This is a genomic window from Nafulsella turpanensis ZLM-10, from assembly GCF_000346615.1.
GTDB classification, from domain to species: Bacteria; Bacteroidota; Bacteroidia; order Cytophagales; family Cyclobacteriaceae; genus Nafulsella; species Nafulsella turpanensis.
This window is the reverse complement of record NZ_ANNU01000016.1, coordinates 19,349-44,426: the sequence shown is the minus strand read 5'-3', so window position 1 is coordinate 44,426 and position 25,078 is coordinate 19,349. Positions and strand designations below refer to the sequence as shown.

17 protein-coding genes and 2 tRNA genes are annotated in these 25,078 nt (G+C 46.4%); 11 read left to right on the top strand and 8 right to left on the bottom strand.

The window, feature by feature from the left end:
• Positions 1-46: 46 nt before the first annotated feature.
• The 6 genes from F752_RS0107510 to mutS form a co-directional block, all read right to left on the bottom strand.
• A complete protein-coding gene (locus F752_RS0107510) occupies positions 47-1,600 on the bottom strand; it encodes a RagB/SusD family nutrient uptake outer membrane protein (protein WP_081604530.1) in 1,554 nt (517 codons plus the stop codon).
• Positions 1,601-1,630: 30 nt separating this feature from the next.
• Positions 1,631-4,753: a SusC/RagA family TonB-linked outer membrane protein gene (locus F752_RS23670; protein WP_051049878.1), complete on the bottom strand. Its 3,123-nt coding sequence runs from the start codon at positions 4,751-4,753 to the stop codon at positions 1,631-1,633.
• A 598-nt stretch (positions 4,754-5,351) separates the two neighbouring features.
• Positions 5,352-5,567: an ISAon1 family transposase N-terminal region protein gene (locus F752_RS27040; protein ID WP_456093667.1), complete on the bottom strand. Its 216-nt coding sequence runs from the start codon at positions 5,565-5,567 to the stop codon at positions 5,352-5,354.
• A 257-nt stretch (positions 5,568-5,824) separates the two neighbouring features.
• Positions 5,825-5,908: transfer RNA gene (locus F752_RS0107500), tRNA-Leu, on the bottom strand.
• A gap of 68 nt (positions 5,909-5,976) precedes the next feature.
• A tRNA-Gly gene (locus tag F752_RS0107495) sits at positions 5,977-6,052 on the bottom strand.
• A gap of 84 nt (positions 6,053-6,136) precedes the next feature.
• Positions 6,137-8,767, bottom strand: a complete 2,631-nt coding sequence (mutS, locus tag F752_RS0107490) for a DNA mismatch repair protein MutS (protein WP_017731112.1) — start codon at positions 8,765-8,767, stop codon at positions 6,137-6,139.
• A 44-nt stretch (positions 8,768-8,811) separates the two neighbouring features.
• Here mutS and F752_RS0107485 point away from each other — a divergent pair, with 44 nt between their 5' ends.
• From F752_RS0107485 to F752_RS0107425, 11 genes are all read left to right on the top strand, one after another.
• Entirely contained in the window at positions 8,812-9,483 is a 672-nt protein-coding gene (locus F752_RS0107485; RefSeq protein WP_017731111.1) for an RNA methyltransferase, read from the top strand.
• Between the two features lie 139 nt (positions 9,484-9,622).
• The gene (locus tag F752_RS0107475) at positions 9,623-10,726 is read left to right on the top strand and encodes an alanine racemase (protein ID WP_017731109.1); all 1,104 of its coding nucleotides are present in this window, start codon (positions 9,623-9,625) and stop codon (positions 10,724-10,726) included.
• Positions 10,727-10,851: 125 nt separating this feature from the next.
• Positions 10,852-11,511, top strand: a complete 660-nt coding sequence (locus tag F752_RS0107470; protein WP_017731108.1) for an SDR family oxidoreductase — start codon at positions 10,852-10,854, stop codon at positions 11,509-11,511.
• Between the two features lie 214 nt (positions 11,512-11,725).
• The gene (locus F752_RS0107465) at positions 11,726-12,352 is read left to right on the top strand and encodes a phosphoribosyltransferase (protein WP_236613993.1); all 627 of its coding nucleotides are present in this window, start codon (positions 11,726-11,728) and stop codon (positions 12,350-12,352) included.
• Between the two features lie 20 nt (positions 12,353-12,372).
• Positions 12,373-13,011, top strand: a complete 639-nt coding sequence (locus F752_RS0107460; RefSeq protein WP_017731106.1) for an alpha/beta hydrolase family protein — start codon at positions 12,373-12,375, stop codon at positions 13,009-13,011.
• Between the two features lie 126 nt (positions 13,012-13,137).
• Positions 13,138-13,872, top strand: coding sequence for an SIMPL domain-containing protein (locus tag F752_RS0107455; RefSeq protein ID WP_017731105.1), 735 nt, complete (start codon positions 13,138-13,140; stop codon positions 13,870-13,872).
• Between the two features lie 84 nt (positions 13,873-13,956).
• Positions 13,957-16,152 (top strand): protein-disulfide reductase DsbD family protein, encoded by a 2,196-nt coding sequence (locus tag F752_RS0107450; RefSeq protein WP_017731104.1) that lies wholly within the window; start codon positions 13,957-13,959, stop codon positions 16,150-16,152.
• A 247-nt stretch (positions 16,153-16,399) separates the two neighbouring features.
• Entirely contained in the window at positions 16,400-17,548 is a 1,149-nt protein-coding gene (locus tag F752_RS0107440; RefSeq protein WP_017731102.1) for a hypothetical protein, read from the top strand.
• Between the two features lie 77 nt (positions 17,549-17,625).
• A complete protein-coding gene (locus tag F752_RS0107435) occupies positions 17,626-17,817 on the top strand; it encodes a hypothetical protein (protein WP_152425062.1) in 192 nt (63 codons plus the stop codon).
• Between the two features lie 130 nt (positions 17,818-17,947).
• Entirely contained in the window at positions 17,948-20,170 is a 2,223-nt protein-coding gene (locus tag F752_RS0107430; protein WP_017731100.1) for a heavy metal translocating P-type ATPase, read from the top strand.
• 328 nt (positions 20,171-20,498) lie between these two features.
• Positions 20,499-21,803, top strand: a complete 1,305-nt coding sequence (locus F752_RS0107425) for a peptidoglycan DD-metalloendopeptidase family protein (RefSeq protein WP_017731099.1) — start codon at positions 20,499-20,501, stop codon at positions 21,801-21,803.
• Between the two features lie 370 nt (positions 21,804-22,173).
• Here F752_RS0107425 and F752_RS0107420 read toward each other — a convergent pair whose 3' ends face one another.
• Both F752_RS0107420 and F752_RS0107415 read right to left on the bottom strand, forming a co-directional pair.
• On the bottom strand, positions 22,174-22,602 hold the full coding sequence (locus F752_RS0107420; protein ID WP_017731098.1) for a response regulator: 429 nt from the start codon (positions 22,600-22,602) through the stop codon (positions 22,174-22,176).
• A 327-nt stretch (positions 22,603-22,929) separates the two neighbouring features.
• On the bottom strand, positions 22,930-24,837 hold the full coding sequence (locus tag F752_RS0107415) for a M1 family metallopeptidase (protein WP_017731097.1): 1,908 nt from the start codon (positions 24,835-24,837) through the stop codon (positions 22,930-22,932).
• Positions 24,838-25,078: the final 241 nt, after the last annotated feature.

Here is a 25,078-nt window from a genome sequence, read left to right as displayed (position 1 = left end):
TCCTTTCTTCTATTTCAATAATGACTCTAACCTGCTGAAGGCTTTTTTATTCGTAACCCGTACTTGGAGTTATATTTACATTGTTATCTACTTCCTGAAGCGGAATTGGGTAATAATAGTCCTTCTCATGGAAAAGAATTTCGCCCTGGGTAACGCGGTAATCATTGTACTTTAATACCTCTTCTTCTACAATTCCCCAGCGCACGATATCGTACCAACGGTGGCCTTCAGCAAAAAGCTCAAGGAAACGCTCCTCCCGAATGGCATCTGTTAATTCTGATCCTGCAAGGCCCTGTAGATCCACCTCGGACTGAGGCACATCCGGGTCAAATCCATAAGCCCTTCTCCTTACCTTATTCAAGTATTCCAAGGCCACTGCATCCTGCCCCAACTCATCCATCACTTCAGCATACATCAGGTATATATCGGCAAGGCGCATGATAATAAAGTTGATGCCGCTATTTCGGTTGGTGGAGTACACGGAATAACCTTGTGGTACATATTTTCTGAAGCTGTGGCCGGTATAATTAAATTCACTTGCACCGGCAGGCTCCATTGTTCCATCTGCAGTGGCAACAGAATCTTCGGGAGCATAAGTAGCTATTTCCAAACGAGGGTCATCGCCAAAGCGGAAGATATTTACACCATGGGGAGTAACATTACTCCAGCCACGGCCCGGAGGGGCAAGCGATAATGCGATACCGGAACCAAGGCCATTTTCCCATATGTTCTGCTGCATGTCTACAGAATAGTTGAGCTCGAACAGTGACTCCTCGCTAAACTCATAGGTTCCCTGGAAAAGGTCATCATACTTATCGGCAGGTACTAAAGAAAAGTTTGCGCTGTTAATAATCTCTTCAAAGTATTTTTTGGCCATAAGGTACTCCTCCATGTAGAGATACACTTTTCCTAAAAAGCCCTTGGCTGACCATTTATTTACCCTGGCAATATCACTCGCCCCCCAGTCATAGGGAAGCATGGCTTCAGCTGCTTCAAAATCTTTAACAATCTGCTCATACACCTCCCCTACTGTTGCCCGGGGCTTCATCATATCTTCTCTGGTAGAAGGAACTTTAAGAATTAGCGGAACCGCTAGCCTGGAAGGGTCTCCTGCATAAGTATCTTCTCCCCAAAGGCGTACCAGGTGGAAATAGGCAAAACCTCTAAAGAAGTGAGCCTGCCCCAGAATTTTTTCCAGCTTCTCCAGTTCAGCTTCGTTAGGGTCATACTTTTCGATGAAGATGGGGGCATTCTCGATAATATCATTTGCCCTGGCCACTACTCTGTACCAGCCTCGCCAGGCGATGGCAACATTCCCATCGGCCGAACTTACTTCATTTCTGCTCTGGGCATTCCAGTAGTCTGATTCGTGTGGAAGGGCCAGCAAGGTTTCTACATAAAAGTTCTGGCCATACAGATCTAAACCTTTTACTGCAGAATAAACCCCATTCAAAGCCATTTCGAAGTTTTCGATCCTTGAATAGTAGTTGGCAGAGTTCAACTCATTTTGATTGGTTACCTCAAGAAACTCATCCTCTGCACAGCCAGCCAAAAGAGAGGCTCCCATGAACAGTAATAAAAATTGCTTTAGTATCTTCATTTTAATTGTTTTTAAGCTTTACGGCCTGCTTTAAAAGTTTACTTCTAAGCCACCGCTAATGGTGCGTACCTGCGGATACAGACCATAATCTACCCCGCGGCTTATATTCGAACCGGCCACTTCCGGATCTAGCCCTGAGTATTTAGTGAAGGTTAAGACGTTGTTCGCATTCACAAAAATCCTTAATCCGCTCATTCCCCAGCGGTCCAGCATCTCATCAGGAAGGTTAAAGCCAAGTTGTGCATTCCTTAACTTCAGGTAAGACCCATCTTCTACAAAATAGTCGGAAGGCCTGCTGAAATTACCATTCGGATCATTGGCGATGTTCCGGGGCTGATTCGTGTGATTTTCCGGAGTCCAGGCATTATAAATTTCCGTGGTAGTATTATTATCTCCGAAGAAATTCTGGGCATAGGCTTTATTCGCATTAAAAACATCTACCCCCTGTACACCCTGAAACTGTAAAGAAATATCAATTATGTTATTGTATACTGCCCCAACATTCAAGGCATAAGTCATTTTAGGCCATGGGTTTCCAATAAAGACACGGTCATGCTCAGCGGTAATCTGCCCATCCGGAACCCCCTCAGGGCCGCTAATATCTTTATACATAAAATCGCCTGGCCCAGTTCCTGCTTCCTGGTAAGTGCCGTCAGAGGCCCAGGAGTTAATGGCATATACGTCCGATTCAGTATGCAACATTTGCTGAACCACAAAGCCGTAAAAACTGGAGATAGGCATTCCTGCCTCTGTTCTGGTCATGCCCCCCATGAGCCCACCAGCGCCGCCTCCGGTAATCGCCTGGTTTTCGCTCAGGAACTTCATTTCATTTTTCATGAAAGAAGTATTTCCACTTAAGTTTAGGGTGAGCTTATCGAAATGGGTTCTATAGCCTAATGCAATGTCCACCCCGGTATTTCGCATTGTTCCTATATTGAGTGCAGGATTTACCGGACCAAAGTTCATGGTAGATAAGCCGACAGAGGGCGGGATTGGCACTCCATAGAGCAGATCTTTCGTATCTTTAATGTAATAGTCAATACTAAAGGACAGCTTATTTTCAAAAGCGGTTAGGTCCATGGCTATATTGTGCATATTCACCTCTTCCCATTTCACCTCTTCGTTCGGAAACTTACTGATGTAAAAGCCCGGAACCTTATTTTGACCGTTTACATCGAAGGTATAGCTTGAGAACTGAGAGGTATAGGTTTTAAGGTAGATATAGTCACCAATATTATCAGAGCCCAAAATACCCGTGCTGGCACGTAATTTTAAAGTAGTGATGTAAGGGACGTTCCGGAAAAACTCTTCTCCGGAAATTCTCCAGCCGGCAGAAAAGGAAGGGAATACTCCCCAGATATTGGCCGGACCAAACTTTGGTGCAGAGGCATCGCGCCGGACGTTCGCTTCCAGCAAATATTTTTCATTATAGTTGTAGCTTAGCCTTCCGAACTGTGAAAGAATTCTACTTTCATATACGTTGTGCCGATCAGTGGTATTAAAAGTACCCGTGGCTAAATTCATACTCCAGGCTACATCAAGAGGAAAGTCAGTGCCGGTTAAATTGAAGTGTTTTGACTCGAAGCGGGAAGCTTCATACCCTCCCATCAGGCTAAAGTTATGCAAGCCTATTGATTCGCTATAGGTCGCCACTGCATTTCCTGTTATGGTTTGGTCATGGGCATTGCTGTAGGTCAGTGAATTAATAGGATTGGCAAACGCTCCATAATCAAATGCTTCATGGAATTTTTCTCCTAAAAATGCGAGGTAATTATAGCCCAGCGTAGCTCTTAACTGCAGCCCATCAAAAGGAGTGGCTTCTACATATACATTGCCATCTAGCCGGTTGTAGCTCCGGGTGTCATGCTGCTGATAGTGACTGGCGACCGGATTTGGCCCCTGGAAGTAAACGGGTGCTCTTCCCCAACCACCGTACGGGTTCGTTTCGTCGTAAATTGGCATGATGGGGATAGAACGATAAGGAATACCTCCGGAGGTGTTTTCATTGAAGTTATCGATAGGGTTTTCCCCTACCTTTGAAAGAAGAATACTTTCTCCTATTTTCAGCCAATCGGTCAGCTGGATGTCTGAGTTAATTCTACCACTAATCCTTTTATAGGTATTATCGATCAGGATGCCAACTTCATCATCATAGCCCAAAGAAAAGTAGAAGTTAAACTTTTCTTCTCCTCTGGCAACAGATAAATCGTATGACTGAAGAATACCGCTTCCTGCGTAATAAGCATCAATCCAGTCTGTGTCGTGTTCCCAGTTATCCCAGGAAGGATCAGGATTCTGTCCTGCATTAAGCCTGGACTCTTTCTTGTATTTTACAAAATCGGCACTACCCAGGAGTGTCGGAAGGTTGAGCGGGGATTTTTTTCCGACAGTACTCTTAAAACTCACACGGGTTCCATCACCCGCTCCTCGCTTTGTGGTTACCAAAATAACCCCATGGGCAGCTTTTGCACCATATATTGCCGAAGCGGCAGCATCTTTCAGTACCTCGATAGAGGCCACATCATCAATATCGAAATGATTTCCGGGGGCCATTCTTATCCCATCCACTATCCACAGCGGTTCAGTATCGGAAATAGAACCCACTCCGCGGATGTGAATGGTTGGGCTGGCACCGGGAGCACCGCCATTCTGTGAAACAAAAACACCCGCAGATTCTCCCTGCAGGGCCTGATCGAGGCGTGTCAGCGTCTTTTTCTCTAACTCTTCAGCACTTATAGAGGATACAGCTCCCGTAATATTAGAGCGTTTTTGCACGCCGTAACCTACTACTACAACTTCTTCCAGCTGTTCAACATCAGGTGCCAAAGCAACTTTTATTTCTGTTCTTCCATTTACTTCTATTTCCTGGCTATGATATCCGATAAAGGAGACTACCAGCACAGCTGAATCAGCAGGGACTTCAAGCTTAAACTCGCCATTTACATCAGTGACTGTTCCTGTACCGCTTCCTTTAATCATTACCGTGGCCCCTGGTAAGGGCTCTTCAGTTTCTGCATCTATTACCTGCCCGCTAACGGCAACAATAAATGTTGGACTGGCCTCTTCTACAGGTGTTATTTCTGCTTTTAATGGCAACCCAACAACAAACGTTAGGAATGCTGCCAGACCACATAAGAAGTATATTTTATTCATCTTAAACTTGTTTTTTCACTTATTAGCGAAATCGTTTGCAGTAAAACTTAAAAAATTTTGCACTCTTTTTACTAGCTCCGGTAATCACAATCGAAGGGTAGCATTTGCAAAACCATCCCAAAACTTGAAGAGGCATTCTTTTGACTTCAGCGTCTTTACAAAGAATCATTAATCTCTCATCTACTTCAACTTTTATATGCCGGATATAGAAAATATCAACAAATATAAGTCATAAGTATTTGATTTACAATTAGTTACAATTTTAAGGATATAGACTCATTCACAAGAATAAACATCAATACTGCTAAGATTTGAAAGAAAAGAGAACCAGAACAATGGCTAATTGGAGGAGGGAAACGTCCCGCTTTGGATAAAGAAGTCTTGTGGTGCTGCTGAAGATTTTGGGGTCAACTGCCTTTGAAAGAGTCCCGCTGTTCAGGCTCCTTTCTACAGAGAAAAAGAAGAGATAGCGCTTAAAAATTTTAAGGCGGGATAATCACTATAATCATTCTTTTATATTTTTCTCTCCCTTTGCAGAACTTATAAAAACACCTGTCCAGGCTCTTATAGCTTACTGGCGGAATATCGATACGGTGGTTTAAAAAGAGGGGAGTTCCTTTGTCCTTCGCGTTCCCTGGGCAATGGATTGCCGGTCTCGGGATACTACCTTGCCACCGTCTTCATTTAGCCACCTTCTGCGCCTGACCTTCAGATAGCATAGCTTTCCACGAATAGGAAAATCGCTCAGGCTTATCTCATCATAAAATTCTTCTGAACCAAGCCGTTGACCTGTAAGCTCTGAAGGGGGGAAGATTCTTCTCTGCTAAATGAATAGTGAAATCATCTGCTAATTCTTTTCTGATGTGTTATCAAAATAATCAAGAAGGCATTCAGACAAGATTAAACCAAAAACAGATTATTCCATGGCTCTTTTTTGAAGGCTAAATCAAACTCTTCCAACCGCCTCTACAACTTTTCCGCTTAATCCAAATTTACCTTCTTCTACTTTGCTGATTTTGTTACTCAAAAAGCAAAAAACCCTGCATACATGACGTATACAGGGTTTTACAGTACCAGGAGCGGGACTTGAACCCGCACGTCCAAACGGACACAAGATTTTAAGTCTTGCGTGTCTACCAATTCCACCATCCCGGCTTCATTCCGGAGTAAATCCGGAACTACTTACTGTCAAAAAAAAGCATCCCGCGGAAGGGATGCTTTACTGGAGCGAAAGACGAGGTTCGAACTCGCGACCTCAACCTTGGCAAGGTTGCGCTCTACCAGCTGAGCTACTTTCGCATTGTTTTTACCGGCCGTTAACCGATTGGAATACAAAGGTAGTACATAGATTTAAATCCGCAATATCCTCCCGAAAAAAATTTACTATTTTTTTTCTGCCGGCTCCATCATCTTCTTTATCTCATTGAGTTTCAGCAGGGCTTCAACCGGTGAAATGATATTGATATCTGTTTCCTGCAGCACCTTCTCCACTTCTTTAAAGCGCGGATCGGCTTCGAAGAGGTTCAGCTGAAAGTTATTTTTCGGCACTTCCTGCAATTTCTTTTTATTCCCATCTTTTATTTTATCCTTCTCGAGGTGGTGCATAATCTCATTTGCCCGAATGACTACTTTATTGGGCATTCCGGCCATTTGCGCCACATGAATACCAAAGCTGTGTTCGCTGCCGCCCTCCTTAAGCTTGCGCATAAAAATCACTTTATCGCCCACCTCTTTTACCGATACATTAAAATTCCTGATCCGGCTGAAATCTTCGCTCAGCTGGTTGAGTTCGTGGTAGTGGGTGGCAAAAAGGGTTTTGGCGCGAAACTTCTCATGGTTATGCAAAAACTCCACAATGCTCCAGGCAATGGAAACCCCATCGTAGGTGCTGGTGCCACGACCAATCTCATCCATCAGCACCAGACTGCGGTCGCTGAGGTTGTTAAGAATAGAGGCCGTTTCAATCATTTCCACCATGAAGGTTGATTCGCCTTTCGAAAGATTATCGGAAGCGCCTACACGGGTGAAGACTTTGTCGATAAGGCCCAGCTGCGCCCGCTTAGCAGGCACAAAGCTACCCATTTGGGCCATGAGCACGATAAGGGCCGTCTGGCGGAGCAGGGCCGATTTACCCGCCATATTGGGGCCGGTAATAATCATAATCTGCTGCTCTTCCTTATCAAGGAATACATCGTTAGGAACGTAAGGCTCCCCCACCGGCAGCTGTCTTTCAATAACCGGGTGCCGACCATCTTCAATATCCAGCGCATAACTTTCATTAACCTCGGGTCGTACATAGCGATTTTTGAGAGCAATAGCGGCAAAACTGCTCAAACAGTCAATAGTGGCCAGGGTACGGGCATTCTGCTGAATATGGGTTACATATTCCGAAGCGGCCTGCACCAGCTCCAGGAAGAGGCGCTGCTCAATGGTATTGATCTCTGATTCGGCATTGATAATTTTCTCCTCGTAAACCTTTAGTTCTTCGGTGATATAGCGCTCCGCATTTACCAGCGTCTGTTTCCTTATCCAGTCCTGCGGCACTTTATCTTTATGCGAATTGGTTACCTCCAGGTAATAGCCAAACACTTTGTTATAGGCAATCTTAAGGGAACTAATGCCCGTCCGTTCTACCTCCCGCTTTTGAATCTGCAGCAGGTAATCTTTGCCACTATAGGCTATTTTCCGAAGCTCATCGAGGGCCGCATCTATGCCGCTGCGCATCATACCACCCTGGTTCGACACCAGGGGCACCTCATCCTGCAGCTCTTCTTCAATTTTATCGAGTAGAAACTGACAGGGGTTTAGCTGGTCGGCCAGCTTTTGCAGGGGCTTAATATCACAGCCCGCCAGCAATTCTTTTACCGGCAGGGTATTTTTAAGCGCCTTTTTCAGCTGCAGCATTTCACGTGGATTAATGCGACCAACTGCCACCTTGGAGATAAGCCGTTCCACATCGCCGATATGCCGCAAAGACTGCAGGAGCTCCTGTAACAATTCGCCATTACGGGTAAAAGATTCCACCACATCCAGCCGCTCACGTATCGCCACTAAGTCTTTCAAAGGCAATACGGCCCACCTTTTCAGCTGCCGGGCTCCCATGGGGGTAACCGTCTGGTCGAGAATCTGAATCAGGGGTATACCATCGGGCTGCTGCGGGTATATCAGCTCCAGGTTGCGAATAGTAAATTTATCGAGCCATACATAATGGTCTTCCTCTATGCGCGAAATCTGCGCAATATGCTTCATATCGTGGTGCTCGGTTTCCTGCAGATAGTGCAGCACTGCTCCGGCCGCCACTATGCCTTCCGGCAGGTTTTCTATACCGAAGCCCTTAAGTGAGCTGGTGCCGAAATGTTTGGTAAGGCACTCGTAGGCATAATCGTACTGGAAAACCCAGTCTTCGGGCGTATAGGTGGTGCAATCCGGCTCGAACTGCTCTGCAAACTTTTTACGACAACCTTTACTGTAAATGATTTCAGAAGGACGGAAGCTTTGAATAAGCTTATCGATATACTCCGGCTGCCCGCAGGAAGTTAAAAATTCGCCGGTAGAGAGGTCTAGGAAGGATATACCCAACTCCTCTTTTCCGAAGTGGACGGAGGCCAGGTAATTGTTGCGGCTCCGCTCCAGCACATTATCGTTAAAGCTAAGGCCGGGGGTTACCAGCTCAGTTACCCCCCGCTTTACAATGCCCTTAACAGTTTTAGGGTCCTCCAGCTGGTCGCAAATAGCCACCCGGTAGCCGGCACGCACCAGGCGGGGCAGGTAAGAGTCCATGCTATGATGGGGAAAGCCCGCCAGCTCGATATGAGAGGCCGATCCATTGGCCCTTTTGGTCAGCACGATATCCAGCACCTTACTGGCAATTACTGCATCTTCACCAAAGGTTTCATAAAAATCTCCTACCCTAAAAAGCAACAAGGCACCGGGGTGCTTTGCCTTAATGGCATTGTACTGCTTCATTAAAGGAGTTTCCTTACTATCTTTTTCTTTCGCTGCCTTCTTTGCCATTTATTTACAATAGTCCTGAGTCGTGAGTTTTATGAAATGAGTGAATGATTGACAGAGGAATAGAACAGGTGAAATTCCTATTCTCCGACCTTCCTTTTGTATACCACCCTTATTTCTTTTTGCAAGATAACAAATATACTATTTTTGCAGCTGAAATAAAGCCTGTAGGCGCTGATGAAATAATGAAGAAAAAGAAGCTGGAAGAATTAAACCGCCTGAGTATGGAGGCATTTCAGGAAGCGGAGAAAACGCCCGTGGTACTGGTGCTCGACAATGTACGGAGCATGAATAACGTAGGCTCGGCCTTCCGAACCGCCGATGCCTTTGCCCTCGAAAAGCTTTACCTCTGCGGCATTACCGCCACTCCTCCCCACCGCGAAATTCAGAAAACAGCTTTAGGCGCCGAACAGGCCGTTGCCTGGGAGCATACTTCTGATACCGCCCAGCTTTGCCGCCAGTTACAGGCCGAAGGTTACAAAGTTTTAGCGATAGAGCAGGCCGAAGGAAGCACCCTGCTGCAGGAGTTTAAGCCCCGGGCACAGGAGAAATATGCCCTGGTGTTTGGAAACGAAGTGTTTGGTGTCGACGATGAAGTGATGGAAATAGCCGATGGCTGCCTGGAAATTCCCCAGTTCGGCACTAAGCACTCTCTCAATATTTCGGTAAGTATAGGAGTGGTAGCATGGCACTTAAAGGCGGGATTACTAAAAGAGTAGGAACAAAGCTTAAGCTCTTTATCCTGTTTATTTATTTTCGCTCTTCCTCTTTAAGCTTCTTCCTCAATATAAAAGAAGTTTTCCTGATAATTTTCCCTTCGCTCCTGTACCTTACAGCATACAGAGAAACAAAGTGAACATGAAACATATCCAGCACCCCACCCTTCTTATCAACGAGAGCATTTGCAGAAACAATATCAGGCGCATGGCCGAAAAAGCCCGCAGGAATGGAGCCGAACTACGCCCCCACTTTAAAACGCACCAGTCCGCCGAAATTGGTGATTGGGCAAAAGAAGCAGGTATCAGCAACATAACTGTTTCTTCGCTGCGCATGGCACAGGCTTTTGCCGAAGCAGGCTGGAAGGATATTACAGTGGCCTTTCCGGTCAATATTCTGGAAATGGACCTGATTAACAGCCTGGCAGGCCGCATTCAGCTCCGCCTGCTCATTAATTCACCAGCCACGGCTAAAGCACTGCAGGAACAGCTGCAGCACCCCCTGCGCTTTTATATTGAAATTGATACCGGGCAGGAGCGCAGCGGCCTTTCGCCCCGTGATTTTGAGCGCATGGATGCCATTCTGCAACAAGCAGCTTCCTCTCCCCTGCTCCGGTTCCACGGCTTTTATTCTCACCCCGGCCATACCTATGCCACCCAAACACAGGAAGAGGTAGAGAGCTTATATCAGGCGGTAGAAAACCTGCTGCTTCCGCTTAAAAAGCGCTATCAGCCCCAGTTCTCTGACTTAATTTTAGCCGTGGGCGATACCCCCGGTTGCAGCAGAGTGGAAGATCTGCAGACCTTCGATGAGCTCAGCCCCGGAAATTTTGTATTCTATGATATGCAGCAGTACCATAAAGGCGCCTGCCGCCTGGATGATATTGCCCTCGCACTGGCCTGCCCTGTGGTAGATGTTTACCCCGAAAGGCAGGAGGCCATTATTTATGGAGGCGCTGTCCATTTCTCTAAAGACTCTTACCTGCAAGCTGATGGCAGCCCCTCATTCGGGCAAATGGTATGGCTGGAAGAAAAGGGCTGGAGCAAGCCTGTAGAAGGGGCTTACCTAAAAGGCCTTTCGCAGGAACACGGAGTACTAACGGCCCCTGCTGAAGTTATAAACAGGCTGCAACCCGGTCAGCTATTGGCCTTTTTACCTGCTCACTCCTGCCTCACTGCAGACCTGGTAAGGAAATACTACAACCTTAACAGCCAAAGCACCTTCAGTAGTTTTAGCCTTCTGTAAACCAAACCCAACAACTGCAACTATTCTTCTTTCCTGTTTTTTTATCTTTTTAAAAGCAAACTCACTCATAATCAGTTGTCTAATTAAGTGATGATTCTTTTAACTGATAACTAAAAAAGCAGATTATGAAAATTTTTATAGCTGGTGCACACGGCACAACAGGACAAAAACTAGTGAAAATTCTTTCTGAAAAAGGCCACCAGGTAAAGGCCATGATTCGCGATAGCAGCCAGGAAGACGAAATGAAACAGCTGGGAGCGGAGCCGGTAATAGCAGACCTGGAGAAGGATAAAGATTTTCCGCTCAATGGCATTGAGGTGGTATACTTCTGCGCCGGGTCAGGCGCTGCAACAGGTCCCGATAAAACAACTGCAGTAGATGAAAAAGGAGCTATTAAACTAGTAGAGAGTGCTTATAAGCATAAAGTGTTCAAATTTATTATGCTCAGTTCCCTTGGAGCCGACGATCCTAAAAAAGGACCTGAAAACCTGCAGCATTATTTAAAAGCGAAACACGAAGCCGATAAAGAACTAAAATTCAGCGGACTGGCCTATACCATTCTTCGTCCCGGCCGGCTTACCAATGAACCTGGAACCGGGAAAATTACTGCCAAAGAACTGCTGGATAGCAGCGAAAGAGGAAGGAGTATTTCGCGCGAAGATGTGGCCCGCACCCTGGCCGCCTGTATCGATCATCGACATACAGAAAACAAGGTTTTTGAGCTGGTCAGTGGCGAAACGCCCATCGATAAAGCTTTAATGGACCTCCCGCTCGTACAACGATAACAGGCAGCCTTTACTGCCCGGGGCGGGATAGCTCCTGCAGAGGAGAGGAGCCGGAGAATTTTAACTTCAATTGCTCAACCCTATGCATTTTTATCCGTTAAAACACAGGCAACACTTTTATTATCAGGCAATTACAAAGGGGTAGACATGTATAATCCTGCTATTTTTTAGCCTGTTTTTATTTTTTGATTTTAAAGAAGGAGGAGAAATGTTAATGAAGAACAGAGAAGAGGCAGGCCAGAAACTGTCAGAAAAATTATTAAAATATAAAGGAGAAGAAGGTATCGTAATGGCCGTTCCTCGCGGAGGTGTTCCGGTAGGCTATGAAATTTCCAGGCAGCTCGATTGGCCACTCGATATTGTAATGGTAAAAAAAATTGGCCATCCAACCAATAAAGAGTTTGCCATAGGTGCTGTAAGCTTCAATGGACAGGTTATAAACCACGAAGCAGGCGTACCATCCGATTATATCGATACTGAAGTGGCACGCGTTCGTAACGAGCTCAACAACCAGTACCACAAATATATGGATGATAAGGAGCCGCTTACCATAACAGGTAAAACAGTAATCCTTACCGACGATGGTGTGGCTACCGGGCAAACCCTTTTGGCCACCGTGGAACTGCTCAAGAAAGATAAACCGGCAAAAATAATCGTAGCCGTGCCTGCTTCTTCGCCTGATGCCATGCAGAAAATTGAGGAGCAGGTAGAGGAGGCGATATGCCTTACCTGCCCACAGGAGTTTAACTCTGTTGGAGAGTTTTACCAGGACTTCGAGCAGGTAACGGATGAGGAAGTATTGAATAAGCTGCATGACCGCCGCTACCACGAAGAGCCCTGAACCACCTAAAATTGCTGCCTATGTTAGCCTTTAGAGAAGAAATTAGTATACCCGCAGGAGATATTCGACTGGAGGCGGAACTGGTTATTCCTGAAGACGCGAAGGGAATTGTTATTTTTTCAGATGGCAGGCCCGATAGCCGTCAGGTGCCCCTTAACCGCTTTATCGCTACAAACCTTCAGGGAGAGAAGTTCGCCACCCTGCTCTTCGACCTGCCTGCCACAGAAGAGGTAAGCCTGAAGAGTATTCCTGCCGATATTGACAAACAGAGTGAGCGACTGGTAAAGGCGAGCCAGTGGGTAACACAGCAAAATGAAACCCACCGCCTGCCTATCGGTTATTTTGGCGCAGGCACAGGCACTGCTGCCTCCATTAAAGCTGCCGCTCATTTGGGAGATAAAATAAAAGCCCTTGTTATACAGGGAGGCCGCCCTGATTTAAGTGCTGAAGACGCACCCAGCCTGAAAGCCGCCACCCTTCTGGTGGTGGGAGGAGATGATTATTATGTGCTGCAGCAAAGCGAAAAGGTGTACCAGCAGATAAAAGCCACCAAGGGCCTGGAAATTATTCCGGGAGCAGGTCCACTCTTCGAAGAGGAGAGCGCACCTGAGCAATTATCTACCCTGGCACTACAATGGTTTAATGAACAGCTAAAATAGTAGGGCCTGAGGCTAAGGTGGTCCTACTACCTAAAAACCAACCTCAAACGCCGGCTACTGCTTCTGTATTTACTGAAAATACAGGAGCAGTAGCCGGCGTTATAGCTTTATAAATAACCATCTCCCTTGAGAAAAGCTACTCTCCCCGCCACTATTCTGGCTGTTGGCCTGATAGCGGCCTCCGCTATTTTCGGTTTCTTTTATAAAGAAGCCCGTGTAGTGGTATCCGACCAAAACAAGAGCATTAGCGTAAAAGGCTATGCCGAACAAAACATTAGTTCCGATAAAGCAAGCTGGACAGGCACCCTTGTAACCCATGCTGCCGCTTTACAGGAAGCTTACCTGCAACTCGAGCAGCAGCGACCGCAGCTACAACAATTCCTTGCCGCCACAAATCTTCCGGAAAAAGAAATTGTATATTCTGCTGTTTTTACCGAAACGCACTATGCCATCAGCCCCAATGGCTACCCAACCAATAACATTACTGGCTATACTCTGCGGCAAAACGCTACCGTGGAATCGGCACAGGTAGATAAAGTAGTAGCCCTCTCTACCGAATCCTCCAACCTTATCCGGCAGGGAATCAACTTCCAGTCACAGCAACCGCAGTTCTTTAATTCAAATATTGAAACTTTAAAGTTGAAAATGCTGGGCGAGGCCGCTAAAAATGCCCGTGAGCGCGCCGAGCAGCTGGCACATCATACAGGTAGCAAGGTAGGGGAGCTTACCTACGCCAGCCAGGGGGTATTCCAGATTACCTCTGTTAATTCAAGTGAAGTGTCGGACTATGGTACTTTCGATTCTTTTGCACGCGAGAAAACTATTAAGGCCGTTGTTACTGTTAGCTTTACAATTGAGTAGGAAGGGAATTAGCCCTTCCTCGTTTTGATTGTGTGTCACCTTGTTTTATTTTGCAGCCTTAAGCTACAAAATGCGGATAGATTTATGAAAAATTATATAGCTCTCCTGTTTCTGCTCTTCTTTGGGCTGCCGGCTTTTGCCCAGATGCAGGCGCCCCCGGAGTGGAACTTTGCCTTTAGCAAAGAGAAAGTGGAAAAAGGAGAGGAAGTAGAACTTATTTTTACAGCCGATATTCCTGACGACTGGTATTTATACTCCAGCGATTTCGACCCCGACTTAGGTCCCATGCTCACCGAATTTAGTTTTGAAGAGAATGGAACCTATGAGCTGGTAGGCGGCATTGAACCGGTTTCGCCCAAAAAGAAGTACGATGATATATGGGGGGGGGAATACACCTACTTTACCGGCACCGGCCAGTTCAGACAAAAAGTACGTATACTGGAAACTAACCCGCAGATCAAAGGCGTGGTTTCTTACCAGATTTGCTCTGATGTAACCGGGCAGTGTATTCCTTTCGATACCGACTTTGCCTTTAACCCGCAGGCCCTGAAGGTGGTAGCGGGTGCGAAGGCCACAAAGCAACCCGAAGAGATTATTCGTCCGCCAAAGCAGGGCGAAAAGCAGGTAGAGGTTCCGGTTATAGAGGAAGCTGCTACCGAACAGGAAAGGGGCGAGCAGGATGTGAAAACCGAAACAGCTGAAGAGGAAGTAGTGGCACCACTGGAAAAAGAGCTTCCTGCTCCTGAAAGTGCGGAAGCAGAGATACCTGTAAAGGAGCTGGAACCATTTGAGGCTCCATTTGCCGAAGAAGGAGAAGCATCCGAAGAAAGTAACCTGTCGGCCCTCCTCGGCTTTTTCCTGATTTCTTTCGGTGCAGGCCTCACTGCCCTGCTAACCCCCTGCGTATTTCCGATGATACCCATGACGGTGACTTATTTTACCAAAACCAGCAGCAACCGCACCAAAGGCATTACGCAGGCCAGTATATATGGTATATCCATCGTAGTTATTTATACCCTTATCGGCACCGTCTTTTCCCTTCTTTTCGGGGCGGAATTTGCCAACTGGCTCAGCACCCACTGGGTTCCTAACCTCTTTTTCTTTGCGGTTTTCGTGCTGTTTGCCCTTTCGTTCTTTGGCCTGTTCGAGATTTCACTGCCCAGTGGCTTAGTGAACAATATTGATCGCCAGGCCGATAGGGGTGGCCTCATTGGCATTTTCTTTATGGCATTTACCTTGGTGCTGGTTGGCTTTAGCTGCACCGGCCCTATTGTAGGCTCCATTTTAATTGGAGCGGCTACCGGAGAAGCACTTAAGCCTGTTATTGGTATGCTGGGCTTTTCCATTGCCTTTGCCATTCCTTTTACGCTTTTTGCTATTTTCCCCGGCTGGTTGAGCTCTCTTCCAAAAAGCGGCGGCTGGCTCAACTCTATCAAAGTGGTGCTTGGCTTTCTGGAGCTGGCCCTTGCTCTTAAATTCCTGAGCGTGGCCGACCAGGTGTACCACTGGGGCATTCTCGACCGGGAGGTATATATCGCTCTCTGGATTGTTATTTTTACCTTATTAGGCTTCTACCTGCTTGGTAAACTGCGCCTTCCGCACGACAGCCCGCAAAACAGCACTTCAGTTCCGCGCCTCATTATGGCCATACTGGTATTTGGCTTTGTCGTATACCTGATTCCGGGCCTTATAGGCGCGCCACTTAAAGCCCTGGCTGGTTACCTGCCCCCTATGTCTTCACATGACTTTAACCTCGTAGCGGTAGTACAGGGAGAGGAAAAAGAAGCTTTGCCCGCAAGCTGCGAGGAGCCGAAGTATGCCGATATGCTGCACCTGCCCCACGGCATTAGCGGCTATTTCGATTATGAGCAGGCGCTGGCCTGTGCCCGCGAGCAGAACAAGCCGCTCTTTATCGACTTTACCGGCCATGGCTGCGTTAACTGCCGCGAAATGGAAGCCAATGTGTGGAGCGACCCGGAAGTACTCCGCCGCCTGAAGGAAGATTATGTGGTAGTGGCCCTTTATGTAGATGAAAAAACAGAGCTGCCAGTCGAAGACTGGTATATATCGGCCTATGATAAAAAGGTAAAGAAATCCATTGGTAAGCAGAACCTCGATTTCATGATACAAAGGCTTAATGCCAATGCCCAACCCTACTATACACTCATCGGGCCTAACGAAGAACTGTTGGCACAGCCTAAAGCCTATGATCTCGATGTCCAGAATTTTGTGGAATTTCTCGATACCGGTCTAAGGCGGTTTAAAGAACGGCAGCTGTAAAGGCTCAGGTTCAGAGGCAATAAAATAATTGAATAAGCGGGAGCAAATAGCCTTCCGCTTTTTTTATGCTCTTGTATTCTCCTATTCCTTCCCACATTTTGCGCAGGTAATAAAACGCAAAAAAAATGCAAAAGTAAATTTCCTGGGTATCAGTACCTTGTTGTCTTAGAAAAGATAAAAGCAATCGTCTGTTTTAGTTTGGCATTATTTATGTAATTTGCTATACTATATCAAACTCTCTGTCTGTATGAAGTATAAACTTTTACCTGTTTACCTGCTCCTGCTGCTAGTCGTGCTGGAAGGATGCAGTTCGGGCAAAAAGGCGTACGAAAGAGGCGACTATTATACTGCAGTATTAAAATCAGTCAACCGCCTCCGCAAAAATCCCGACCATAAGAAATCGGGCGAAACTTTGCGCAAGAGCTACCCGATGGCGCTGCAAACGCTGGAACAGAAAATTCAGCACATACAAACTGCAAACGACCCTTACAAGTGGAAAAAGGCACTGAATATTTACGGGCAGATTAACCAGATGTATGAAGAAATTATTCATGCACCAGGCGCACTGGCCATTATCCCCACCCCTCGCAACTACTATAAAGCAGTAGATGAAGTACGGAATAAAGCGGCAGAGGAGAGCTACCAGGCTGGCCGAAGCCTGCTGGCCCAGAACACCCGCGAAGCTGCCAAGGAAGCCTTCTTTCATTTTGCTGAAGTAGAAAGGCTGGTTCCAGGCTATAAGGATGTGGAGGATCAGATTGCCGAGGCTGAGTTTATGGCCACTCTAAAAGTAGTGGTAGAGCAAATACCCGTTCCCGGCCGGTATAGCCTGAGCGGCAACTTTTTTCAGGAACAAATAGAAGCGTTTTTACATTCGCAATACAAGGGAAGTCACTTTGTGCGGTTTTACACCCCTGCTGAAGCCCGGAACGAAGATCTCCGCATCATTGACCAGTACCTGCAAATCCAGTTCGATGACTTTGTGGTAGGTCAAACCCACCTGAGCGAAAGAATTGAATCGGTTAGCAGGGATAGCGTTAAAGTAGGAGAAGTCGATTTACCCGATGGAGGTAAAGCGCCTGTCTACGGAACTGTAAAAGCAAAGATAAAAACTTACCGAAAAGAGGTAGCTTCGAAAGGCTTACTGAGCATGCGCATTGTAGATGCCAATAACGATGCGGTATTGCTCAACAGGAAGTTCCCCGGAGAATTTATCTGGTTTAGCGAGTGGAGCAGCTTTAATGGCGATGAACGGGCACTGAGCCGGGAGCAGCTGGCCCGATGCGAGCTGCGTGAGGCCCTTCCTCCTCACCCTCAGGATCTCTTTATTGAGCTTACCAAACCTATTTTCGGACAGCTTACCAGCAGCGTCCGGGACTTTTACAGCAGATATTAAAGGAAATAACAGGACCGGCCCAACAGCCGGTCTTATTAATTTAAAAACAACCCCCGTTCATGCCTGAAGGGCATCTGATGAAAAAAAGAGAAGAGCGAATGGGTGAAGTGGGGCAATTGAAGCTTCTGCTATCTCTACAGTTTGGTTTCTCTTTAAAAGTATTGACTCCTAAGGTTCCTTACAGGAAGGACAAAACAGACTATTTTGCCTGCACACATACCCCCTCTGCACCATTAGAAATCGAAGAGGATTTCGCCACCATTTCTTAACTGCTTTCCCCTACATTCATAACTCCAGCTTCTCCCTCTTCCTACGCTGCATAATCTTGTACCGCAAAGCCAGAATGTTATGGCGCTTTTCAACTCCTGATGGTGTTATTTTGTAAGAAATAATAACACTATGGACGCAACAGCAACAAAAAAAGATATATATCCCGTAGAGGGAATGACCTGCGCCGGCTGTGCTGCCAGTATAGAGCAGCACCTCCGCAAAGAGGCTGGTGTGGAAGAGGCCAACATTAATTTCGCCAACCACACGCTCAGCCTTCGCTATAAAGAAGATATCACCAACTTTGAGAAACTCCAGAAAAGCGTAGACAATATAGGCTACAAGATACGGCCTGCAGCACAGGCGGCGGAAAGCAAAAAAATAAGGGCTGCTGAGTTTAAAAAACTCCAGCGTAAATTCTGGGTAGCTCTTGGCTTTAGTGTTCCTGTATTTGTTATCAGCATGATTCTGATGGGCCACGTACCTTATGCTAATTATATTATGCTGGCCCTCAGTTTGCCGGTGGTATTATACAGCGGTAACCAATTTTACATTAACGCCTGGAAAAAACTGCGGCATGGCACCTCTAACATGGATACGCTTATTGCCCTGGGTACCGGTATCGCATTCCTCTACAGCCTGTTTGTTACCTTCTTTCCGGAGGTATTAACAGCCCAGGGGCTGGAGGCACATGTGTATTATGAATCGGCCGTGGTCATTATCACCCTTATTCTGTTAGGTAATCTTCTGGAGGAAAGAGCCAAAGCCAAAACCTCTTCGGCCATTGAAAAGCTGCTACAGCTACAGGCTAAAACTGCCACAGTTCTTCGCGACGGAATAGAGGTAACGGTATTAACAGAAGAACTGCAGGAAGGAGACCTTATACTGGTAAAACCAGGCGAGAAAATACCTGTTGACGGTGTTCTGGAAAAAGGAAGCTCTTTTGTAGACGAAAGCATGATTAGCGGAGAGCCACTACCCGTTGAGAAGCAAAATGGCGATAAGGTGGTAGGAGGTACCTTAAACCAATCCGGCAGTTTTGTTTTCCGCGCCACCTCCACCGGTGCCCAAACAGTATTGTCGCGCATCATTAAAATGGTGCAGGAAGCCCAGGGCAGTAAAGCACCCGCCCAAAAGCTGGCCGATAAAATTTCTGCCGTGTTTGTGCCGGTCGTTGTTGCCATCGCCCTTCTCAGTTTTGCCCTCTGGTACTTCTTTGGCCCTTCGCCGGAGTTTACCACGGCCATGATTGTACTGGTGAGCGTATTAATTATTGCCTGCCCCTGTGCACTTGGGCTCGCCACACCTACTGCCATCACCGTTGGGGTTGGCAAAGCAGCACAACAGGGCATTCTCATTAAAGATGCCGAAGCTTTAGAAAAGGCCGCTAATATTGAGGTGCTGTTCGTTGATAAAACCGGCACCCTTACCGAAGGGAAGCCCAAAGTAACGGACTTTGTTACTGCCGAAGCAGAAAGTGAAGCTCGTATCCATGAGGCCGTGCTGGCGATAGAGAAGCAATCGGAGCACCCTTTAGCCAAAGCAGTAGTAAAGCACCTGGAACAATGCGGTGCCACCACTGGTATCGAGGCAGAAGACTTCCAAAACCGCTCGGGCTTTGGCGTTGCCGCAAGAGTAGGGGGGACCTCCTACTTATTAGGTAATCAAAAATTGATGAAAGAAGTCTCTGCCAGTATCCCTGCTACCTTACAGCAACAGGCAGAACAAATGGCAGAGGAACAGAAGACTCTCATCTTTATTGCCAGAGAAAAACAAGTAGTGGGCTTAGTCGCCCTGCAGGACACCATCAAGAAAGAAGCGCGCCAGGCCGTGCAGGACCTGCATAAACAGGGCATAAAGGTGGTAATGCTGACCGGCGATAATAAAAACACCGCTGCCTTTGTGGCAAGAGAAACGGGTATAGACGAATTTTATGCAGAAATATTACCCGAAGACAAAGGGGCATACATTAAAGAATATAAACAAAAAGGCAAAGTAGTAGCCATGGCCGGCGATGGCATTAACGATGCACCTGCCCTGGCTCTTGCCGATGTGGGCATTGCCATGAGTACCGGTACCGATATTGCCATCGAATCGGCCCCACTTACCCTGCTACACGGTAATATTGGCGCCATTGCACAGGCCATTAAACTATCGGCAGAAACAAGCAAAACCATTCGGCAGAATTTGTTTTGGGCTTTTATTTACAATGTTATTACCATTCCGGTGGCCGCAGGCATTCTGTATCCGCTCTGGGGATTTTTGCTAAGCCCTATGATTGCCGGTGCCGCCATGGCTTTTAGCTCTCTTTCAGTAGTACTCAACAGCCTAAGGCTCAAAATGAAAAAGGTTTAAGAAGCTCAATTACAAAGGCAAAGAAAGGTAACCCCCTGTCGAAAAAAGTAGGCAGGGGGTTCATTAGTTTTCCGGCTTTTGTGCGATTTGTTACTCAATAAAATTAATACTACGCAATTTTATTACATCAATATGAATCTAATCATGCACGCCATAAAGCCATATGCGCCATAAATTGCTCAATAAAATCAAAAGTCATTCGTTTTATTACATGCGGTTCTTATGCAGGCAAACTTAGCAGAGAAGGGAAGAGAGGATCCGTAACTTGTGGTTCAATTACAAGAGCCTAATAAACAGCTTCTTAGCGCCATCTTAATTAACGATTATAATGAATAAAAAAGGAATCGCCGCCCTTGTCTTCGTTCTCCTATCTACAGGAATCTACCTGATTTCCACCCAGGTCGATTCCTCAGAATTTGCCAGCAGCAAAAAGCCGAAGCAAAAAGCAGCAGAAATAATAATGGACACAGTAGAGGCCATCCCTGTAGCCCCAAAACTACTGTTTGGCATCCCGGCAGATTCTTTCGAGGTGGTGGAATCTCAGATAAAAAGAAACGAAAACCTCTCCGAAATCCTCATTCCTCATAATGTTTCTTTTGCTGCCATTGCCGAGCTCGCAAAAAACAGCAAAGAAGTGTTTGATGTAAGGCGAATGGCGGCAAACAAAAAGATTACCCTCTTCTTCGATAAAGACTCCACCCGTAAAGCCCGGTATCTGGTGTATGAGCCAAACCTTACCGAATATGTGGTTTTCAACCTGCACGATTCTTTAGGCGCGAAACTGCACCAGAAAGAAGTAACAGTAGAAGAGAAGACGATATATGGTACTATCAACTCTTCTTTAGCGGAGTCGGTAGCCGAAGCCGGAGGCAGCCCAGCTTTAACCAGCCTGCTGGTAGATGTGTATGCCTGGCAAATTGACTTCTTCAGAATTCAGAAAGGCGACTGGTACAAAGTTATTTACGAAGAAAAATCGGTTGAAGGGGAAACTGTAGGTGTCGGAAGAATACTGGCCGTTCAGTTCGGACACGATGGGCACGAATTTCAGGCTTTTTATTTCGACCAGGGCAGCGGCACCGATTACTTCGATGAGGAAGGAAACAGCCTGCGCAAAGCCTTCCTGAAAGCGCCCCTCAATTTTACCCGCATCAGTTCCCGCTACAGCCCCCGGCGCTTCCACCCGGTACAAAAACGATGGAAAGCACACCTTGGAACCGACTATGCCGCCCCAAAGGGCACCCCTATCCGCACTGTGGGTGATGGCGTAATTGTGGAAGCAGGCTATAATGGCGGAAATGGCAATTATGTAAAAGTAAGGCATAATGGCACCTATACCACCCAATACCTGCATATGAGCAAAATTGCCCAAGGAATTAAATCAGGCACCAGGGTCACCCAGGGCCAGACTATCGGCTACGTTGGCAGCACAGGCCTCGCCACAGGCCCTCACCTCTGCTTCCGCTTCTGGAAAAACGGAAAGCAGGTCGACGCTCTTAAGGTGGAGCTCCCTCCTTCCGAGCCTATTGACCCTAAAAATTTAAATGCCTTTGAAGAAGTGAAAGCACAGTATGCACAAAAGCTGGCGACTATTGAATTCCCTCCTCAGCCAATGGAACTACAGGCTGCCCTGTAAGTAAAATTTTGCACTCCTACTAAACACCAAAGGCCGGCATTCTGCCGGCCTTTATTTTTGGCTTAAAGAAAAGAACAATACCTCTTACTCACCATCCGTTTTACGGAACAAGAGGCTCTCAGGATGAGCTTTTGCATGTAACTTGCATTTATTTATGATACCTGCCTTCTTCCAAAAGAGCAAGTTAGTGTAACGGAATCTGCCAGGACAGGAGGACGCCCCGATTAGACTACAGCATTAAATATGGCATCCTAAAGAGTCCCGCTTAAAAAGGCAGTAAGGATATCAGTTGTAAGCCCCTTGCAAAAAAAAAGAGGCTATTCCTTATTCAGGAACAGCCTCTTTTTTATTAAAGCCAAAGACTAGGTAACTACACCGTTTTTAGCTTATTAAAATATTCTTCACGGGTTTCGAGCAGCTTATTAATGGAGATAGGAGTTTTAATATACTCCACCACTGACTTGTACTGCTTGGCCTTTTCAATATCGTTTTTGTAGACTGACGAAGTTAACAGAATTAGCACTATATGCTTACTTACTTCCGGCTTTACCGCTTCATAAGCGTCCAGAAACTCCCAGCCGTCCATAAAGGGCATATTAATATCAAGGAAAATTAAATCCGGCAGCACATCGGGATTAGAGGTATTTTCCCTGATAAACTCCAGCGCTTCTTCTGCATCATTATAAATAGAAACGCTTTGCGTTATACCAGACTTCAGAATCAATTCGTAGCAAAGGTTGCTATGAATTTCATCATCGTCTATCAGCATAATCTTACTTATTGTTCTTACATCAGACATATTCTTCCTCCTGATCCTTAATTCTACACTTTTACTTCTCCACTGTTCTTCGAACACTTCCGCTTTCAGCTAAGCAAATAGCATTCCGGAATCAGTGTAACAAATATAGAATTTTATGCAATCTAAATTAATTCAAACTTGCAACACAACTTACAAACTATTTAAAGGGTTTTACATAGGAATATTCAAATTAATATTTCTAAGTGCCTTTCTGTCACCCGAATAAACATTTCCTTTTATCCGATTACTGCGTAAGTTCTGGTTTCAAAGATATTAAAATAAAGAATGTTGCAGAACAAAAAAACATATTAACTAATTTTTATTACATCATTCTTGTGCAGCCTCCTCATTTTCAAGCAATTCATCTAAACTGTTGGTCGACACGAAGTGGTAGTTCGGGCGCGCCTCGGCATATATATCTCTGGCCAGCTGAGCTCCTTCGGGCATCTCAATCAGTTTTTTATAGAGCGGCATTAAAAATTTACGACGCCCAACCGAAGTAAGAAACTCCCGGAGCGCCGGCTTTGCCGGCTCATATTGGTGAGCAATGGTATGCATAAACCAGGCTGCCAGCAACTCTGAGTTACCCGACCGGGTAAAGCCAAATGCCTTGTCGAGCTCTATCAGCTGAGCCTCCGTCATATCCTCGGGCAGGTTACGAATAAAGTGCAGCCATTCGTGCGACGACCAGTCTTTTGTTTCCAGCTCTGCGGCAGGCGTACCGTTTTTCCAGGCCGCCAGCTGGGCATCCACAGCATTAAAGCGCTCCGACTCCACCACCGGCATACTCTCGGGGAGTCCTTCCTCATAAATCCAGGCTTCGTAAGTCTGGTCCGTCACTTCAATATTATTAGGTTCCAGTAAATTTTCGTTCAGGTATTCGATAAATTCCTGAGTGGTCATCGTTTTAAAAGCATTGGAATCAAAGTACTCTCTCAGAAAGGCATCGAACTTCTCGCGCCCCACCAGGTTCTCGAGGTGGCGCAAAAAGAAATAACCTTTTTCATAGGCAATATTCGTAACGCCATCGTCCGGATTACGACCTTTCAGGTCCAGCTTTAGTTTGGTATCTTCCGACTGTCCGCTGGCCTCCAGCTCTTCCACTGTTTCTTTTAAATCCTGGTAACCCAGCTCTGCCAGCATTTCGGCATATTCGGGACCATAGAGGGCTTCCATGATGCGGCGCTCGAAGTAAACCGTAAAGCCTTCGTTAAGCCAGAAATCGCCCCAGGTAGCATTCGTTACCAGGTTACCTGACCAGCTGTGGGCCAGCTCATGGGCTACTAAAGAGGTAAGCGAACGGTCGCCGGCCAGTATAGTAGGCGTAGCAAAGGTAAGTCGTGGGTTCTCCATACCTCCAAACGGAAAGCTTGGTGGCAGCACAATAAGGTCATAGCGCTCCCAGCGATATGGCCCGTATAATTCTTCGGCAGCTTCGAGCATCTCATCGAGCTCGGCAAACTCATACGCAGCTTCGTCAATCACGGAAGGCTCGGCATATACACCCGTACGTTCACCAATAGGCTCAAACACAACATCACCTACTGTAAGGGCCATCAGGTAAGCCGGAATAGGCTGGTCCATTTCAAACTGATATACCCCTATATCGTTCTTCTCCTGCGGATTTTCGGCGCTCATCAGGGCCAGCAAATTCTCCGGTACGGTAACGGTAGCATCGTAGGTAAAGCGAATACCGGGCGAATCCTGAATAGGCACCCAACTGCGTGCCAGGATGGCCTGCGACTGGGTAAAGAGGAAAGGATGCTCCTTGCCGGCAGTCTGGGCAGGAGTGAGCCACTGCAACGCCTCAGCATCTTTACCTGTAGTGTAATACACATTTACCTGCTCGGTTTCGGGTGTAATGGCAATAGTCAGCGGACTTCCTAAAATTTTATCTGTCTCCCCCACTTTAAATTCGGCAGGTGTTTCTTCCTCCCCCAGCGTTACCTTCTCAATATTCAGCCCCTTTGTGTCGAGGATGAGCTCATCTGCCCCCTCGGCTGTTTCAATATCGAGTCGGGCAATAGCCTCTATCTGCTGCTTTTCAAAATCTACATCTGCCTCCCAGTTGAGGTGTTTCACCACCGCCTCTTCGGGGCGGGCAAAGCTGTGTACATCATCTTCAATCATGGCACTTTCTGTTTCCACTTCTCTTTCATTTGCCTGTTGTGCACAACTTACAACGAAGGGCAGCAGAAAAAGGCTAAGACAGTTTTTAAAAAAATTATGTTTCATGGTATTAAAGGGATAAATCGAAAGCCTTAAAATACCGATTTTTTATTCTGATAGGCAAATGAAGAGGCTACAATTCATCAAAAGAAAACAGCAAAGCCCGGACTTGCTCAGGCCCGGGCTTTAAAAATATCCTGTAAAGAAGCTGGCTACTGCCTTACCAAAACGGCTTTCTGCTGACTCAGTCTATTTCAAAGCCAAATAAATTTAGGGGTACATCCCCTGATAGACTCCTCTTTTCCAT